Annotated in this window: 7 protein-coding genes and 1 pseudogene; 7 read left to right on the top strand and 1 reads right to left on the bottom strand. The window is 64.6% G+C overall.

Annotated elements, in window-relative coordinates; translation table 11 throughout:
* The first annotated feature begins 98 nt into the window (after positions 1 to 98).
* Positions 99 to 1,139: pseudogene (locus Q1B08_RS12445) on the top strand (IS5 family transposase).
* A gap of 723 nt (positions 1,140 to 1,862) precedes the next feature.
* Here the strand turns inward: Q1B08_RS12445 and Q1B08_RS12440 are convergent.
* Positions 1,863 to 2,024: a hypothetical protein gene (locus tag Q1B08_RS12440; protein ID WP_299819099.1), complete on the bottom strand. Its 162-nt coding sequence runs from the start codon at positions 2,022 to 2,024 to the stop codon at positions 1,863 to 1,865.
* A gap of 145 nt (positions 2,025 to 2,169) precedes the next feature.
* On the opposite strand from Q1B08_RS12440, the gene Q1B08_RS12435 reads away from it, so the two are divergent.
* The 6 genes from Q1B08_RS12435 (at position 2,170) to Q1B08_RS12410 (ending at position 16,539) form a co-directional block, all read left to right on the top strand.
* Entirely contained in the window at positions 2,170 to 5,448 is a 3,279-nt protein-coding gene (locus tag Q1B08_RS12435) for a TM0106 family RecB-like putative nuclease (RefSeq protein WP_299819097.1), read from the top strand.
* Between the two features lie 206 nt (positions 5,449 to 5,654).
* Positions 5,655 to 8,819: an AAA domain-containing protein gene (locus tag Q1B08_RS12430; RefSeq protein ID WP_299819094.1), complete on the top strand. Its 3,165-nt coding sequence runs from the start codon at positions 5,655 to 5,657 to the stop codon at positions 8,817 to 8,819.
* Complete coding sequence (locus tag Q1B08_RS12425) at positions 8,794 to 10,638, top strand: hypothetical protein (RefSeq protein ID WP_299819091.1); 1,845 nt, start codon at positions 8,794 to 8,796, stop codon at positions 10,636 to 10,638. Before Q1B08_RS12430 ends, Q1B08_RS12425 begins: the two co-directional genes overlap by 26 nt.
* Positions 10,635 to 12,671, top strand: coding sequence for a chromosome segregation ATPase-like protein (locus Q1B08_RS12420; protein WP_299819088.1), 2,037 nt, complete (start codon positions 10,635 to 10,637; stop codon positions 12,669 to 12,671). The genes Q1B08_RS12425 and Q1B08_RS12420 overlap by 4 nt, the downstream gene beginning before the upstream one ends.
* Positions 12,671 to 14,176: a hypothetical protein gene (locus Q1B08_RS12415; protein ID WP_299819085.1), complete on the top strand. Its 1,506-nt coding sequence runs from the start codon at positions 12,671 to 12,673 to the stop codon at positions 14,174 to 14,176. Before Q1B08_RS12420 ends, Q1B08_RS12415 begins: the two co-directional genes overlap by 1 nt.
* Entirely contained in the window at positions 14,173 to 16,539 is a 2,367-nt protein-coding gene (locus tag Q1B08_RS12410) for a hypothetical protein (RefSeq protein WP_299819082.1), read from the top strand. The genes Q1B08_RS12415 and Q1B08_RS12410 overlap by 4 nt, the downstream gene beginning before the upstream one ends.
* The last annotated feature ends 61 nt before the right edge of the window (positions 16,540 to 16,600 follow it).

The raw sequence follows: 16,600 nt of genomic DNA, 5'->3' as shown, positions 1-16,600 counted from the left end.
TGGCCTTGTTGCGCAAAGCCTGCCCCGGGATTCACATTGCGGGTCCAGCGGCATAGCCGGGCGGCAGGTCCAGGCCTGCGTCCACCCGCTACCGCACCCTGAACTGGACCGGCGACAACGCTGCGCTGCGTGAGCGCGGGTCGCTCACGGTCTGGTTCGATCCCGACACGGCGTGGCACGCAGTGCCTTCGGGCAAGCGCGGCCGTCGGCAAACCTTCCCGGACGCCGCGATCCAGGCCTGCCTGACCACTGCCCGGCAGGGCATCACGCAGTGATGTCCCGAGAGGGCTCAAGGTCCTCTTCGGGCTGCCACTCAGGCAGACGACCGGCTTCGTGGCGAGCCTGCTGAAGCCGGCGGGCCTCGCCTGGCCGGTGCCGGACTCCTCGACGCTGTGCCGTCGTCAGAAGACGCTGGCCGTGCAACTGCCCTATCGGGGCTCGGGCGGGCCGCCGCACCTGCCCGTCGCCTTTCGGGACATCACTTCGTGATGCCCTGCCGGGCAATGGACAGCACGGGCATCAAGGTCCGGGGCGAAGGCGAATGGCATGCCCGCAAGCATGGCGGGGCCAGGCGGCGCGTCTGGTGCAAGGTGCATCTCGCCGTCGACGAGGCGACGATGGACGTCAGAGCGGTCGAGATCACCGGGAGCGGCGTGGGCGACGCGCCCATGCTGCCCGGCCCGCTGTCGCAGATCCCCGCGGATGAGCCGGTCGCCCCGGTCACCGCCCCTCTCGGGATCATGCTTCGCATGACCCTGCCGGGCAGTGGATGGCGCCTGCGATGGCCGCGCCCGCCGCGACGCCATCGCAGACCGTGGAGCGGAAGCGATCATCCCGCCCCGCCGGAACGCAAAGCCCTGGAAGACGGACAGCCCCGGGGCGGGAGCGAGGAACGAGGCCCTGCGCGCCATCGAGCGCTTCGGCCGAACGCTCTGGCGCAACTGGTCCGGCTCCCATCGACGGAGCCGCGTCGAGACCAGGATGAGCTGCATGAACCGAAGGTCCGCGAAGCGAAACTGCTCGGCCAAAGGCGCATGTCCCGCGACTTCGACCGTCAGACCGCCGAGCTCCAAGTCCGCATCGCCATCCTCAACCGCTTCACAGCGCCCGGCATCCCCGTCACGAAGCCCGTCGGCTGACGTCAAACGGGAAAGGGGGAAGGGGGAAGGGGGAAGGGAAAGTCCGTCCGTCAAACGATTTGCGCAACAGAGCCCTCCGGCACGACAAAGGTCTTTCCAGGGCGCAGGATTTTCACAGGTACATTAGCCGAGCGTTCCTGTCTTCGCTTCAGCGGGCGGACGGGAGCCGTCGTGGCAGGGAACTGCAGCATCCGACAGAAGGGCTCGTAACGGGGCCGGTGACGGTAGATAGCAGACATGACTGTAGACGTGAGTTCGAGAGAAGTTAGGCGAGCCGAGGTCTGGTCCTGTGACGTGTCGGAGGGGCAGCTGGTTCTTACGTAGATACACGCGTTACCGAGGCAGCAGTCCGATCGAAGGGCGAGATACCAGATCAGGCTCGCAGGAATGCGAGGCTATCTCGGGTATCGAACCGCGGAAGATAATCGGGCGGTCGTTGTGTGCTGCTGAAAGACGAGAGATCATGGCGGGCTCCGGAGATCGAAACAGCGCCAAACCAATTTGGACGGGTTCAGGCGCCGAAGGGCACTGTCTGCAGACCGTCCGTATTATGGCTGTATCTCCTGAACTTGACGCTGGGTCAGATAGTAATGTTTTGTGCCCGACAAGTCGTATTCTTTCGTCCGAGGCAAATTCATGTGGTGCCGCGACCAAAGCTTAGGCCACCAGCGTACGTGAAGGTCAGCGAGCGATGCGGTCTGCCTGGCAGAAAGCCGATCGGCCTCAGAGAAACAACCACACGATGAACAGGAGCCAGCCGATCGAGAGCAGGGTCACGAAGCCGTAGATGACGACATGGAAAAAGCTGGCAACGAGGATCACGACGACCAAGAGGACGCCCGCAAGCACGCCGAGGAAACGCGCGAGTCTGTCGAGCAGAGGCATGCCGTCTCTCGGTTCTGTGGCTTTCGGCCTCCGTGATACGGATCGCGAGTTAAGAACCTTCTTCCCCAACTGCTCTTCGCGCAACGTCTCGTTGACGTCTTCGATCTAGGACGGGCTGCGTCAACGTGCGAAGATGAGACCGGCCATGCAGCGGATCGACGGCAGCTACCTGTTCTCGGCGTCGGACCTGATGCGGTTCACCGGCTGCGCCCATGCCACCACGCTCGATCTTGAGCGCCTCGAAGGCCGGGGGCCGGAGCCTCGGGCCGACGACGCCGAAGCGCGGCTCCTGCAGGCCCAAGGTGACGCGCACGAGGTCGCTCATCTCGAAGCCTTGAAAGGGAGCGGCAAGCGCGTCGTCGAGATCGCGCGGGACGGCCTGAGCCTCGCGACGGGCATCGTCCAAACGCGGTCGGCCCTTGAGGACGGCCCGGACGTGATCTTTCAGGCAGCGCTGGCCGGTGGGGCCTGGGGCGGGTGGTCGGACTTCCTCGAGCGGGTCGAGCAGCCCTCGGCACTCGGAAGCTGGAGCTACGAGGTCACCGACACCAAGCTGAAGCGACGGCCCGACCCGAAGCACGTGCTGCAACTCGTGCTCTATTCCGACCTCCTCGCCGAGCTGCAGGGCGTGGCGCCCGAGCGCGCGCATGTGGAACTCGGCGACGGTACACGGGCGACCTTCCGCCTCGCGGACTACGCCGCCTATGCCCGGCGGGCGCGGCAGCGGCTCGAAGCCTTCGTTGCGGAACGCCCGGAGACCGCACCGCGGCGTGGGCCGGCCTGCACGCTCTGCCGCTGGCAGGATCATTGCCAATCCGTCTGGGACGCCGAGGACAGTCTCTACAACGTCGCGGGGATCACGGCGGGCCAGATCGGCAAGCTTGCGGCGGCCGGGGTCACGACGATGGCGGCGCTGGCGGAGCGCAACGAGCCCGTCCGCCGCCTGGCCGCACCGACGCTCGCAAAGCTCGTGGCGCAGGCGCGGCTGCAGCATGCCCGGAAGGACGGGGTGCCGGCCTACGAATTGCGCCCCGCGGAAGCGGGACGGGGCTTCGACCTACTGCCTGAGCCCGCACCCGGCGACGTGTTCTACGATATCGAGGGCGACCCGTATTATGAGGGCGGTCTCGAATACCTGCACGGCATCTGGGCCGACGGCGCCTTTACCGCGTTCTGGGCGCACGACCACGGGGCGGAGGCGACGGCGCTCGGCAATCTCTTCGACTGGTTCCGGGCCCGGCTCGCGGATTATCCCGACGCCCGCATCTACCATTATGCCCCATACGAGGTGACGGCGCTGAAGCGGATTACCGCCAAGTACGGCATCGGTGAAGCGTTCCTCGACCGGCTCCTGCGCGAGCGGCGCTTCGTCGACCTTTACGCCGTAGTGCGCGGCGGTCTCGTCGCCTCGGAGCGGAATTACTCGATCAAGTCGATGGAAGCCTTCTACCGTGGCGGCCGCGACGGCGGGGTCACGACTTCGGGCGGCTCGGTCGTGGCCTACGAAGACTGGCGCGCGTCGGGCGACGCGACAATCCTCGAGGAGATCCGCGCCTACAACGAGGTCGACTGCGTCTCGACCGAGGAACTGCGCGACTGGCTCGTCTCGATCCGCCCGGACATGCCCTGGCCCCGCGTGGCGGAAGCGGCAACCGAGCAGGAGGCCGGCGCCGACGAGGCGGCCGAAGCGCTGCGCGCGAAGCTTGCCGAAGCCGGGTTGCCCGAGGATCGACAGCGTCTGCTCTTCGACCTCGCGCAGTATCACTGGCGCGAGGACAAGCCGGTCTGGTGGTCGATCCACGACAGCTTGGGCCGCGAGACTGACGAATTGATCGACAGCGTCGACGCGCTTGGTGGGCTCGAGCCAGTCGGTGGCCTCGAGCCTGTGAAGCAGTCCGTGACGCAACGCTACCGCTTTCCGCCCCAGGAAACGCGGCTGAAGGCTGGTGGTCGGCCCAATGTCGGTTACGGCGAGGACGGGTTTGCGGTCTCTGCCGGCCTCGACGAGATCGACCATGCGACACGTGAGGTGGTTCTGAAGATCGGCGAGGCCAAGGCGGACCTGCTCGGGACCGTCACAGCCCTGCACCCCGAAGCCCCGCTCACCACCAAAGTCATCCAGGCCGCCATTCACGCCACTATCGACGACCAATGCGGCCCGAAAGCATTCCGCGCAATCGACGACCTTTTGTCCCGGGCAGCGCCACGCTTCCGCTCGGGATCTCGCACGACGGTGCTGGGGGACCGCGACCCGGTCGAAGGCACGATCGACGCCGTGCTCGACATGGACGACACCGTGCTGCCGATCCAGGGGCCGCCCGGCACCGGCAAGACCTACGTCACGGCGCATGCGATCTTGGCGCTAATCCGTGCGGGCAAGCGGGTGGCCGTCGCCTCCACGAGCCATGAGGCGATCCGCAACGTTCTGATGGGGGTAATCGCCGCGCACGACTGGAACGATCCGGATTTCGCCGTCGCCCACAAGCTGAGCGAGGACACCTATCCCGAGGAGTGCCCGGTCCGCCGGGCCCGAAGCAACGACGATCCCGCCCTCGCGGGGGCCGACGTGGTCGGCGGTACGGTGTACTTCTTCGCACGCGAGGAGAACCGCCAAGCCTTCGACCACCTCTTCGTCGACGAGGCGGGGCAGGTCGGGCTCGCGAACCTCCTCGCAATGGCGACGGCGGCACGCAACGTCGTGCTCGTGGGCGATCCGCGACAGCTACCGCAGGTGGTGCAGGGAGCGCACCCCGCGCCCTCCGACCGCTCCTGTCTCGATTGGCTGCAGGGCGACGCGCCAGTCGTGGCACCCGACCGGGGTATCTTCCTGCCCGTCACCCGGCGGATGCACCCGGACGTCTGTGCCTTCATCTCCGAGCAGGTTTATGCCGGCACGTTGGAGAGCCACCCCGACACCGCGCGACAACGGATCGCGGGGGTGAACGGATTACCCGAAGCCGGCGCACATCTTGTCCCGGTTGCGCACAACGGGAACGCGCAGACGGCGCCGGAGGAGGTCGAGGCGATCCGCGACGCTGCGCTGAGGCTCCTCGAAGGCGCCTATACCGACCGCGACGGGACGACCCGGCCAATGCAACCCGAGGACATCGTCGTCGTCGCCCCCTACAACCTGCAGGTCAACGCCCTGCGCGCGGCGCTGCCCGCCGCCATCCGGGTCGGTACGGTCGACAAGTTCCAGGGACAGGAGGCGGCGGTCTGTCTCGTGTCGATGACCGCCTCCTCGGGCGACGACCTGCCGCGCGGGCTCGAGTTCCTGCTGTCGCTGAACCGCATCAACGTCGCCGTCTCGCGGGCCAAGGCGCTGGCTTTGGTCTTCGCCTCGCCGCGATTGCTCGAGGCGAAGTGCAGCACTGTTGAGCAGATGGCGATGGTTAATACGCTCTGCGCTTTAGCGGAGGAGTAGTCCTGAGCATGAAACGGAAGCGGTGATACTATAAGGGATCGTTTGTATGGATCATCGCATGCTCGATGTCCAAACATTCCGGGTCGAAAGCCGATTATGATTGACGAGTTCTTAACTCTATAGTGTTGAGATATAATTGGGTTAAAAAAGCGATTTGCAAATGCAAGTGGAGGGAGCGGTCCTCCGGTCTGGAGTTAACGAACTAGATGTCTCTGGTGTATCGGACGATAGAAAGCTTTCCGCGCGGCCGTACAACTGAGGAATTGCTTGTTCTGACCGGAGCCGGGTTCTCGCACGACAAACGGCTCGCTGCGCTCGCCGAACTAAACGAACTTCTTCGAGACGGTCGGATCGAGAAAGCACACGATGGTAAGTGGCGGGCTGTTACGCGTCTGCCGGGCAGAATAACAACGACGCCGCTGCAGTTCGAATACCGGTTGCAGGACGTGCAATCCGAAGAATTGGTGGCCTCTCCGGCCCATTTCCAGCACTGCTGCCGGCAAGTGAATGCCATTCCCGATATCGTAGAGGACGAGGACCGTCGGCGCCTCGATCACCGAGCTGTGCTGCGCTATTGGCGGTCGGCTCTGCGCGCCGATCCGCGTGGGGCGACGACGCAGGTTGCTGACAAACATGGAGTAGAGTGGACGCTGGTTTCAGGTCGTGGACCGGTCGCGCCGGCGGAGGGCGAAACGCTGACGCTGACTGTCGCGCTCGATGCCCTGCCTGCTTCCTTCCGCGAGGCCATCGTGCGGCGCGAGGGCAACGAGAACGCGCTGGCCATCGGCTGGCCGCTTGCCGTCACCCGCAGCCGGGGGATGCCCACGTTCCAACCGGTGGGGCTGCTATCGGCGTCGTGGGAGCGGCGCGAGACCAATCTGGTCCTGCATGTCGATGCCGACGACGTTCTGGTGAACCCCGACTGGTTGCGCAGCGCGGCAGGACTGACAGGCTGGAACCGCTCGGCACTGCAGGCTCTGTTTGACACCGAAAGGGAGGTCGGCCTGCGCGCTCCGGACTTCTTGGCGAAGCTGAAGGATGCCGTTGCCTCCCAGATCCGGGGTCGTCTGACCGGCCATGACCTGGCTTCGCGGCTCGACATATCCTCGACCGGGCTTTTCGACGCGGCCGCGCTTTTCCTGCCAACGGATTCGAGTTTTACTGCAGGCGCCGCGCGCGATCTCGACGCGATCGCGGAATGGCCAACGGAGCGGGTCGCGCGGACCGCGCTGGCGCCGATCTTCGGGTTGGATCCTCAAAGCGACGTGCCGGATGTTCCGGCAATCAATGTCGGCCCGTTGAATGCAGAACAAACCGATGCCGTCCGCAACGCCTGCCACGCGCGCCTGTCGGTCGTGACCGGGCCGCCCGGAACGGGCAAAAGCCAAGCCATCGTCTCCCTGGCTGCCTCCGTGCTGCTCTCGGGTGGCAGCGTTCTCGTCGCGTCGAAGAACCATCAGGCGCTGGACGCGGTCGAGGATCGGCTCAGCGCGCTCGCACCCGATGCACCGTTTGCAATCCGTACGCTCAAGCCCGACGACGACGTGGATGTCGGTTTTGCCGAGACGTTGAAAGCGCTCCTTACCCAGGACGGTCCCGGACGCGGTGAAATCGACGATCTGGCGCTGTCCGATTTGACGGTATTGGCGTGCGACCGAGGTAATGCGATTGACGGAATGCGACGTCGCGCCGTTCTGGAATGCGAGATTGGCGATTTGCTGGAGCGCATCGCGTTCCGCGAGTCTCGCGGGCGCGCGGAAGAGATCGTGGAGGTACCTGAGCAGCGGCAATCGCGTCTGAGGGCGGCACTTGCTGCCATCCTTCGCATTCTGACGCTCCGTCGCCAAGACATCCTGTCCTCCAAGAATGGCTCTCCCGCCGCGCCCAGTTTGGTCGAGCTGCGCAAACGGTTGAAGCAGGCGCGGCAGGAGCGGGACGGGCTGCCAGATGCAGGCGATCCCATCGCGCTTGGTGAAAAGGCGCAGACGCTAGTCAAGACGTTGCTTCCTGCGACGATGGCAGGGCGCACCTTCCTTACCGACGATCGACGCCGTAGCATCGCCCAGATCCATGATGACTGGAGCTTCAGCGACGGTAAAGGGCACCTGCCATTCGATCTGGCCTCGGCCGTCCTGTCGCACCGTCCGCTTTGGCTCGCATCGATCCTAGGAACGCCGAAACGTATCCCGCTGGAGGACGGGCTATTCGACTTGGTGATCTTCGATGAGGCCAGCCAGTGCGACATCGCTACGGCCATTCCGCTCTTCGCCCGTGCCAAGCGCGCGGTCGTGGTGGGCGACGACCAGCAGCTGTCCTTCATCGCACAATTGGGCCAGGCGCAGGACCGCAACCTGATGCAGGCGCAAGACCTGCCGCTGACAAAGATGGCGCGGTTCGCACAGAGCAAACGGTCGCTCTTCGACTTCGCTGCGCGGGTGCCGAACGCCCCGCGGGTCGCATTGCGCCACCAGTATCGCTCGGCCGGGCCCATCGTCGATTACATCAGCGACTACTTCTATAGCGGTCAACTTCAGACGTCCTATGACCCCGCCGGCCTAGTCGTTCCCAAGAACGCAAAGCCCGGACTGGCATGGCAGGACGTGCCTGCACCGGCGCTCGCGCAGAACAGCAACGTCAATCCGGCCGAGGTCGCAGCCGTTGTCGCGCATCTGCAGCTGCTGCTTGAAGAGCAGGGCTACGAGGGCAGCATCGGTGTCATCACGCCGTTCCGTGCGCAGGTGATGGCATTGGAACAGGCGGCTGCAAAGATCCCTCAGCACAAGCGCGTCGCGGCGGAACTGAAGATCGGGACCGTGGACGGTTTCCAGGGGCAGGAGCGGGACCTGATCCTCTTCTCGCCCTGCATCGGCCCGCGTAGTCCGCAATCGGGGCTGACCTTCTTTCAGAAGAACACGCGGCGGCTGAATGTCGCCATATCGCGCGCACGGGCCGTCGCGATGATCTTCGGCGATCTGGAATTCGCGCGGTCGGGCCGGTCGAAAGCGCTGGCGAGCCTCGCCGCGCGAGCGACCGAACCACGGGTGCGCAGCGGCGAGGGCGTGTTCGACAGCGACTGGGAGCGGCGCGTCTATCACGCCCTGAAGGCGCGCGGGCTCGATCCTCATCCACAGCACGAGATTGCGGGCCGCAGGCTCGACTTCGCGCTGTTCGGAAAGGATGGCGTGAAGCTCGATCTCGAGGTGGACGGACGCCGCTGGCACCAAACTCAGGACGGGCGGCGCAAGACATCGGACATATGGCGCGACCATCAATTGAAGTCTGCGGGCTGGCGGGTGCGCCGCTTCTGGGTCGACGAACTGGCACAAGACATGGAGGGATGCATTGATGTCGTCGAACGGGACCTCGCGTAGGTCGAGCCGGAACACCTATCTGGCACTGGGGCTGGCGCTTCTCGCGTTGGCGGTGTCAGGCTACCTCGTTTTTCAGATCAATTCGCTAGATCGGGATTACGGCCGCATTCGAAGCGACCTGCCGCATTTGCAGTCGCAGCTGGCTACGGCGTTGTCGGAGCGGGACGCGGCACGCGACGCGGCTGTCGCGACGCGCTCCCAGATCGCCCAACTCCGCAATGCCGAGGCCGATCTTGCCGCGAAGCTGCGTGAGCGCGAGCTGGCCCGCGACAGTGCGCAACAGCGGGAAACGGACGCGCTGGCCCGAGTCGAGGCCGCACGGGAAGAGCTGCAAGACCTAGACGCGGATCGAAATGAGGCCCTCGCGATGATTGCCGAAGCCCGTGCCGCGTCGAAAGAGATGACCGAGATGGCCTCCCGCCGACGCGATCTAGAGACCCAAATCGCGTCGCTCGAAACGGATATCGTGACCCTGACCGAGGAAAATGCAGAGACCATTGCGCAGAACGAACAGATCACAAACAGCAATCGGCAGCTGACCGAAACGCGTGACGCGCTTCGCACGCAAGTCGCCGATCTGGGTCCGCAGACGCGCGATCTGGAAGCACGCGCGCGACAGGTCGAGAACTTGCGGGCCGAGGAGGACCGGCTGGAGGGGTCGCTGGAAAGCCAGCGCACCGACCTGACCGCGGCGCGCAACAGTCTGGGTCAGACGACGCAGGAGCTGGAAACTGTGCGAAAGGCCCTCGCCGCGGAGACTGAGCGTGCCGGCACAATGAAAACCACCGTAGCAGGGCTGCAAACCGAACTCGCCGAACTGGAAGAACGCCGCAGCATGATGCAGGTCGAAATCGCGGCCGGCAGGGCTGCCGCAGCGGATGCCACCGCGCGCGAAACCGCAGCGCAGGACAGGCTGGCGACGGTTCAGGCGCAGCTTGCTGAACGCAAAACCGAGCTAGAAATGGCCCGCGAGGAACAGGCCGGACTCACGACGCGTCTCGCCTCCTTGCGCGCGCAGATCGAAGGCGCCGAGATCGGGATCGCCAACGTGATCGCCCTCCGCAGCGAGGTCGAACGGATGACGGCGCAGGCCGAGAACCTGCAGGCGCGGCAGACTGCATTGGAAAACGCCCTACCGGAACTGCGCGCGCAGGCCGACACAGCCCGGGCCGAGGCAGTCGAGGCGCAGGGGGAACTCGACAGCGCGCGGGAAGACGTCGCGGCGCTTGCCGGGCGCGCGGCTGCCCTGCGCGAACAGATCGGTCAGCTGGGCACTCGGCGGGCCGAACTTGCCGAGCTAGTCGACGGCGCCGAAGCGGCGGCGATGGCAGCGCGCGAGACCGTGGCGGCGCTAAAGAGTGAAACCGCCGGGGCGCTGAGCGAAAGGAATGGCGCGCAAGAGGATCTGACGGCGCTGACCGGGCAGGCCTCTGCCCTACGCGAACAGATCGGGCAACTCGACGCGCGGCGTGCCGAACTCGTCGAGACCGTCGGAGGCGCGGAATCGGCAGCAGCGGCAGCACAAGAAGTGTTGGCCTCTTTGGAAAGCGCGGTGACGGCGGCGCAGACCGATCGCGACGCGGCAGAGCAGGACCGTGCCGAACTCGTCCAGCGGATTGCCGAGGCCGAGGCGACGCTGACCGAACGCGAACGCGAACTGGCCGAGGCCGCTTCCGAGCTTTCCGCGCAGCGTGAGCTGATAGCGGATGCGGTAACACAGCAATCCGCGACCGAGCCAGTGTCCGTGCCCGGAACCGAAGACGACGCTTTGACTGAGCAGACCATGGAAGAAGCGTCCGCACTGGAGGCCGTGGAATGATCACCGACAACACCCTTCTGGTCTTCGCCGCTGTCGGCGTCCTGGCGCTTCTGGCCGTCGTTCAAACAGCGCTGGCGATCCGCCACGACCGCGCGAACGCCGCTGCCGGTCCCATTGAGGAACTGTCCGTCTACGACGCTCGACTTGATGAGAAGCGCCGCTTGATGGATGATCTAGAGGAGGAACTGGCAAAACGGCGCGAGGCGATGGCGGTCGTCGCCGACATAGGTGCCGAGGTCGATGCGCTGCGAAAACAACGGCATGATCTTCTTGCCGAGTGGAACACCCTGGAGAACAAACGCCAGGAGGTTCAGGCCCTGCGCGAGGAGATCGAGGATGCGGCAACCGAAAAGCTGGCCCTCGACGCCGAGATCGTACCGCTGCGCAACGAATATCTCGATATTAAGGCCCGGCTGGAGAAGGCCGAAGATTTGGTCGGTCGTATCGACACGCTGAAAGGCGAGCACGAGTCGATCGCGCAGAAGGTCGAAGGAATGCGCGATCAGCTGCGGCGGCTGGAAGAGGCCGAGGCGCGCGTGGCCAATCTGGAAGACCGCGGACGCATGCTCGAATCCGACGCCGCCCGGCTGGATGGGCGAATCGCATCGCGGGCGGACGATCTGGCCGACATTGACGCGCGCCGGATCGCCGAACGTAGTGCGCTGGCCGATGCGCTGACCGAACATGCCCGCGTCGAAGCCCTGACCGCCGCCGAGAACATCGACCTAAAACGCAGACAGGGGGAACTGGAAGCGATCGGAGAGACGCGAAGCACGTTGGAGGCCCGACTGGCCTATCTGCGTGGCGAAATTGAAAAGGCCGAAGCGGATACGAGGGGCATGGACTCACTCACTGGGGACGCCGACGACCGGGACGACAAGCTGCGGGAGTTGCGCGAGAAGCCCCCCGTCATTCGTCAGATGATCGATTGGCCCGAGTCCGACCGCATTCCCGAAACCGATGCGCTCCACCGCGTCGAACAACGGCTGGCGGCAAAAGGCCTGCACTATCCGGTGCGCACGCTGCGCGCCTTCCACACCGCGATGAAGGTGAACGAGAGCACGCAGATGGCGGTGCTCGCAGGGATCTCTGGCACCGGGAAGAGCCAGCTTCCCCGGCAATACGCTGCCGGTATGGGGATCGGCTTCTTGCAGGTGCCGGTGCAGCCGAGATGGGACAGCCCGCAGGATCTGATGGGCTTCTACAATTACATCGAAGGCAAGTTCCGCCCCACCGACATGGCTCGCGCGCTCTGGGCGCTGGACGAGCAGAACAACGAGTACGCGGTGCGGGATCGCATGATGATGATCCTGCTTGACGAGATGAACCTAGCGCGGGTGGAATACTATTTCTCGGACTTCCTGAGCCGTCTTGAGAGCCGGCCGGCCCCCGGCGCGGTCGGCGACGAAAACGAGCGCAAAGACGCCGAGATCGAGCTGGAGATCCCGAAGCTCGTGAATCCGCCGCGGATCTTTCCCGGCTACAACCTGCTCTTCGCCGGCACGATGAACGAGGATGAGAGCACGCAGTCGCTCTCCGATAAGGTAGTCGATCGCGCGAACGTCCTGCGCTTCGCCGCGCCCCGCGCGATCCAGACGTCGCATCCGGCGGGGAGCGTTCCACCCCTGCAGGCTCTGTCCCGCGCCCAGTGGCAGGGATGGGTGCGGCCTGTTTCGGGCGTCGAACGCGAGGCGCGCGTTCGGGACGGCGTGGGAACAATGGTCGAGATCATGCGCGAAATGAAGCGCCCGATCGGTCATCGTCTGGGTCGGGCGATCATGGCCTATGTCGCCAATTACCCGCAGGCTGAAGGAGCCCGACCGATTACCGACGCGCTGGCCGACCAGGTCGAGATGCGCCTTCTTCCGAAGCTGCGCGGTGTCGATGTGGAAACGGCTGGGCCGCAGTTCGACCGGCTGCGCGGTTTCGTCGAGACCGAGCTGGGTGACGATGCGCTGGGGCAGGCGATAGGGGACTCGGTGCAGGCTTCGGAAGAAATCGGCCAGTTCGTCTGGAGCGGGGTGATGCGCTGATGCGGCGATTGTCCCGGCCCTGGTCGGCGCGGTCCATTCCTGAAGATCGCCCGTTCGAGCCGAACGACTGCCTGGTCGGAACCTACGACAAGTCGGCGGACGCGACGGCGAAGCACGTCCTTCTGATGGAGGGATCAGTGCGGGGGGAGAAAAGATCCCTTGCGCTCTTTCCGTATCCCAAGCGCGAGAGCGATGTGCAGCCGGACCGGGTCGGCTTTCCGGTACGGCCCCGCAAGGGACAGGAGCCGAAGGACGATGCGGAGATCCGCGGCGCGGATGCCCTGCGTCGCATGAACGAGGTACTAGCCCGCATCCAGGAGCTGGAAGGGGCGCTGGACGATCCGGCCGATGTCTGGCCCCGCCTGCGTGCCGCCTGGAAGCGGGCCGAGAACGAGGCCGATCCGCGCATGGCCGAGATCGTGCGGCAAGCGCGTGAGATCCGGCCCGTCCTGAAGGAGCTGCAAGCGCGCATCCGTCGCGTGCTTCGGCGCCACCGCGAGCTGACACCGCTGGACCGCGTGCGTGAGATGGATCGCGCCTCGATGGTATGGCTGAGCCGCCAGCCGGGACGCACCGTCGCCGAGCGGGCCGGGGCCGGGCAACGCATCTTGGCGACGGTGCGCAAGGAGAACTTTGACACGCTGGAAAATCGCGTGCTGCATGCCTATGCCCGCCTAGCCGCCGACGTCGCCCGTGAATGGATGCGCGAGCACCCGCACGCCACCCAAAGCGCGCGCTATGCGCTGGTCGAGGCTTTCCGGAAGACGTGCCGTGCACTGGCGGACACGCTGGCCGAGATGGGAATCTCGGTGGCCGAACCGGGGGTGACGCCGAACTACGTGCTGTCGCAGGATCCGGGCTATCGACGCGTTCACGATTGTTGGGTGCTCTTGCTTCAACGCGAACGGATCATCGACGATCTATGGGCGTGGCAGGCCCAGACCTGGACCGACTTTGCCGTGCTCGCCGTCACGCTGGCCGTCGACGAGTTGGACGAAGCGCAGCTGGTCGCGCAGTCCCCGATCGACTGGCGCGCCGAGGCCGTCACGGGCCGATGGTTCAATCAGGATCGCCCCATCGCCGTGTTCTGGCTAAGGCAAACCGGGAGGATCGTTGAGATCCAAGCCCGACCGGAAGGACCCGGCGCGCTACTGACGGCGGCGCGGGCACATGTCGCCATGCGGATCACCGACCCGGCCCGGAACGAGGTTCCACAACGGGTGCCAATCTGGACGCCGCACGCTATGAATCGAATTGATTTGACCAACGGTGTTGCAGAGGCTGCGGCGCTGCTCGATCAGTTACAGGTGCTGGCGACCTTAGAGTCTCTGCGCAACGGTCTGATCCTGACCCCTGCCCACGATACGCCCGAGACGCTGTCAGCCAACGGGCAGCGTGGCCGCGTGACCGGGATCGCGCTCGGCGCATCGGGGCCGGCGCTGGCCGAAGGACTGGAAGCGGTCCGTGCCTTCGTTCGCAGCGAGTTCTACGGTGCTCTGGCATGAAGAAAGCGGCGGGGCTGGACGTCAATGGCTGGCGCGATCACGTCGCGCGCAATTGGACGACGATACCGGGTGAGGATGCGGTGATCGACCGAATACATGTGGGGTCGGCAGGACCGCTGACGTCGGTCGTGCAGATCGGAGAGGGCAGGACCGCGCTCTGGATCGGTGGGCAGCCCGCCGATCTCGCGCCCCACGGAAAGGGCGGCGGCTGGGGCCAGATCGGTGACGTGTCCCGACGGCGCTCGGTACGGGACTTACTGGAGGGGCGCGGAGGAGAAACAGCGCATCTTGCCGCCGCTTTCGCCGATTTCGCCAGGCGCGCCAATCATACAGTTCTGGCTATTGAGGACAGCCCGGACACCATCGAGGCGATGCAGGAACGGCTGCTGAACGGGATGGCAAGAGCCCGGTGCGGAACGCCTACACTCGTCTGGCGCACGGTCCTTGCGGCGCTCCATGCGATAGATGCTGGTCTGATCCAAGACGAATGCATTATCGGGATAGTCTCCCACGTCTCGTCAGGGCTGTCGATCCAGAAATTGCGTATCCGGTCCGCTGGTTCTCGAGGCGGCATCCTGACGCCGGAACGCAAGGCCCTCGCGACGATCTTGGAAGGTAGCGCGGGATTGCGGGGACTGGTTACGCTGGCGCGCCAGGCGGCAATTGGCGCGGATGGCTATTCAGCCCGAACGGCGCACCGGACTCAGACTCGCACCATCGGCCGCGTTGCGTTCGGGATGCAGCATGAGCCAGAGATCGTTCGGCTCGACAAGGGGGGCTGGGAGGTGATCGACGCCCCCGTGCTGCCGGCGTCGGCTCTGAATCCGACAGAAAGGGTCGTCGACCTGTCGGATTGCGCAGAGGTATTCTTCGAAACCGTTACCGAAGGCCGTGTATGTGCGGAAGTCAGAGCGCTTGCCCGTACCCGGGGCCTCAACATCGACACGACACTCCTGCCCGATGCCGTGGCACGAGGCGCTCTGGTCGCGGCGCAGCGCATGGCGAATGGCGATCCGGTATATTATGACTTCCTACCCCGCATCTCGACCATCGTCTTCGGGAAGACCGGAGCCACGAATTACGACTTGATCGACGAGACCGAGACACTGGAGGCAGGGCGCATCTATCGCAGCCCGCAGCCAGCTAAGCTCGCGATCCCGAAGGGCGTCGTTGACGTCTCAATCTACCTGCGCAAGGACGCCGAGGCCCATCCGCGCAAGGCCACCGTCACCTTGGACATGGCCCCGACGTGCGACATCCCTGTTTCAGTCTGGGTCGAACAGAAGCCTGCCGCGGGTCGGGCAAAGATTGTCTTGGATGCCTCTGCGATGTCGCGAAGTTTTCAAGTGGATTGGGACAACGCTGACGATGACCCACGCGACTGGGACGACATCATCGCTTCCCTCGCTACGCCGCCTCCCGCGATTCCCGACCGGCTCGTGTTGAGCTGCGGGTTGGAGCCATGGGAGGCGTCGAACAGGGGCCCCGGCATGATTAACCTACTGGCAGAGGCGCAGGAGAGCAGTTCGCCCAACTGGGAGACGTTAGCCCAGAAGGCGATGGCGCGGCCTCATGGCAACTACTGCGTTTCCAGTGACGGTTTGTTGCCAATCGGTTTGCCCAACTTGGCGGCATGGGATCTAGATCGGGTAGTCGCGAGGGCCCTCGCCGTGACCCGACAGCGTCTCGAAGACGGACCGATGCACGCTGAGTCCAATAACGCGGCACTTCAGTTCCTGACTTGGCAGTTCCGACGCTGCCCGTCGGTAGTCTCCGAATGGCTTCTGGACTGCATCGAGAACCATGCGGGGCAAATAGGCACTCATCCATTCGCTCAGACAGCGGCAAACTGGACATTGCTTTATCAAGGCTTGGCCCGAACAGCGATACGGCCGGAAATAGAGCAACGGATCTTGCGTGCAATCCTCGATAGCAATCCTACACCTTGGAAGTGGAATCGCGAGATTGCGTGCCTCGCCCTTCTTATCTCCCGATCCGAGACTGCTCCGCAACTTCTATCGCGAAAAGATATTGATTGCATCGGGCAGCGTATCGTTGTCGAAATACAAAGAGAGGTGGGAACAGAATATACGAGATTTTATTACACTAATCTATTGGCTGCCGGGATATTCCGTTATCGACGAATTGAGCCTCACGCCCTGCTCGTCGATCATGATCCACTAGGCAACAAGCTTTTGGGTGCCTTCGATGCGGTCCGCTGTGACTTTATCGACAGGTCTCTTCCGAGCAAAGCTTTCAAAAGGAAACGCGAGAGATACGTGCCGATCATGGAGGATCTACTTCGTTATGTTCGCGGCGAAGGCGGTAATTCGGGCTTGTTGATAAATAGCTACAACGCCTGAGGGATCTACGTTATGCCTTTGCAAGCGTCGATCCCAGCGCCGTTGGCCTCCTGGCCTGCCC

The sequence above is a fragment of the uncultured Jannaschia sp. genome (assembly GCF_947494025.1).
In the GTDB taxonomy this organism is placed as follows: domain Bacteria; phylum Pseudomonadota; class Alphaproteobacteria; order Rhodobacterales; family Rhodobacteraceae; genus Jannaschia.
The sequence above is the reverse complement of the archived record's forward strand: the minus strand, read 5'-3'. Positions and strand labels throughout refer to the sequence as shown.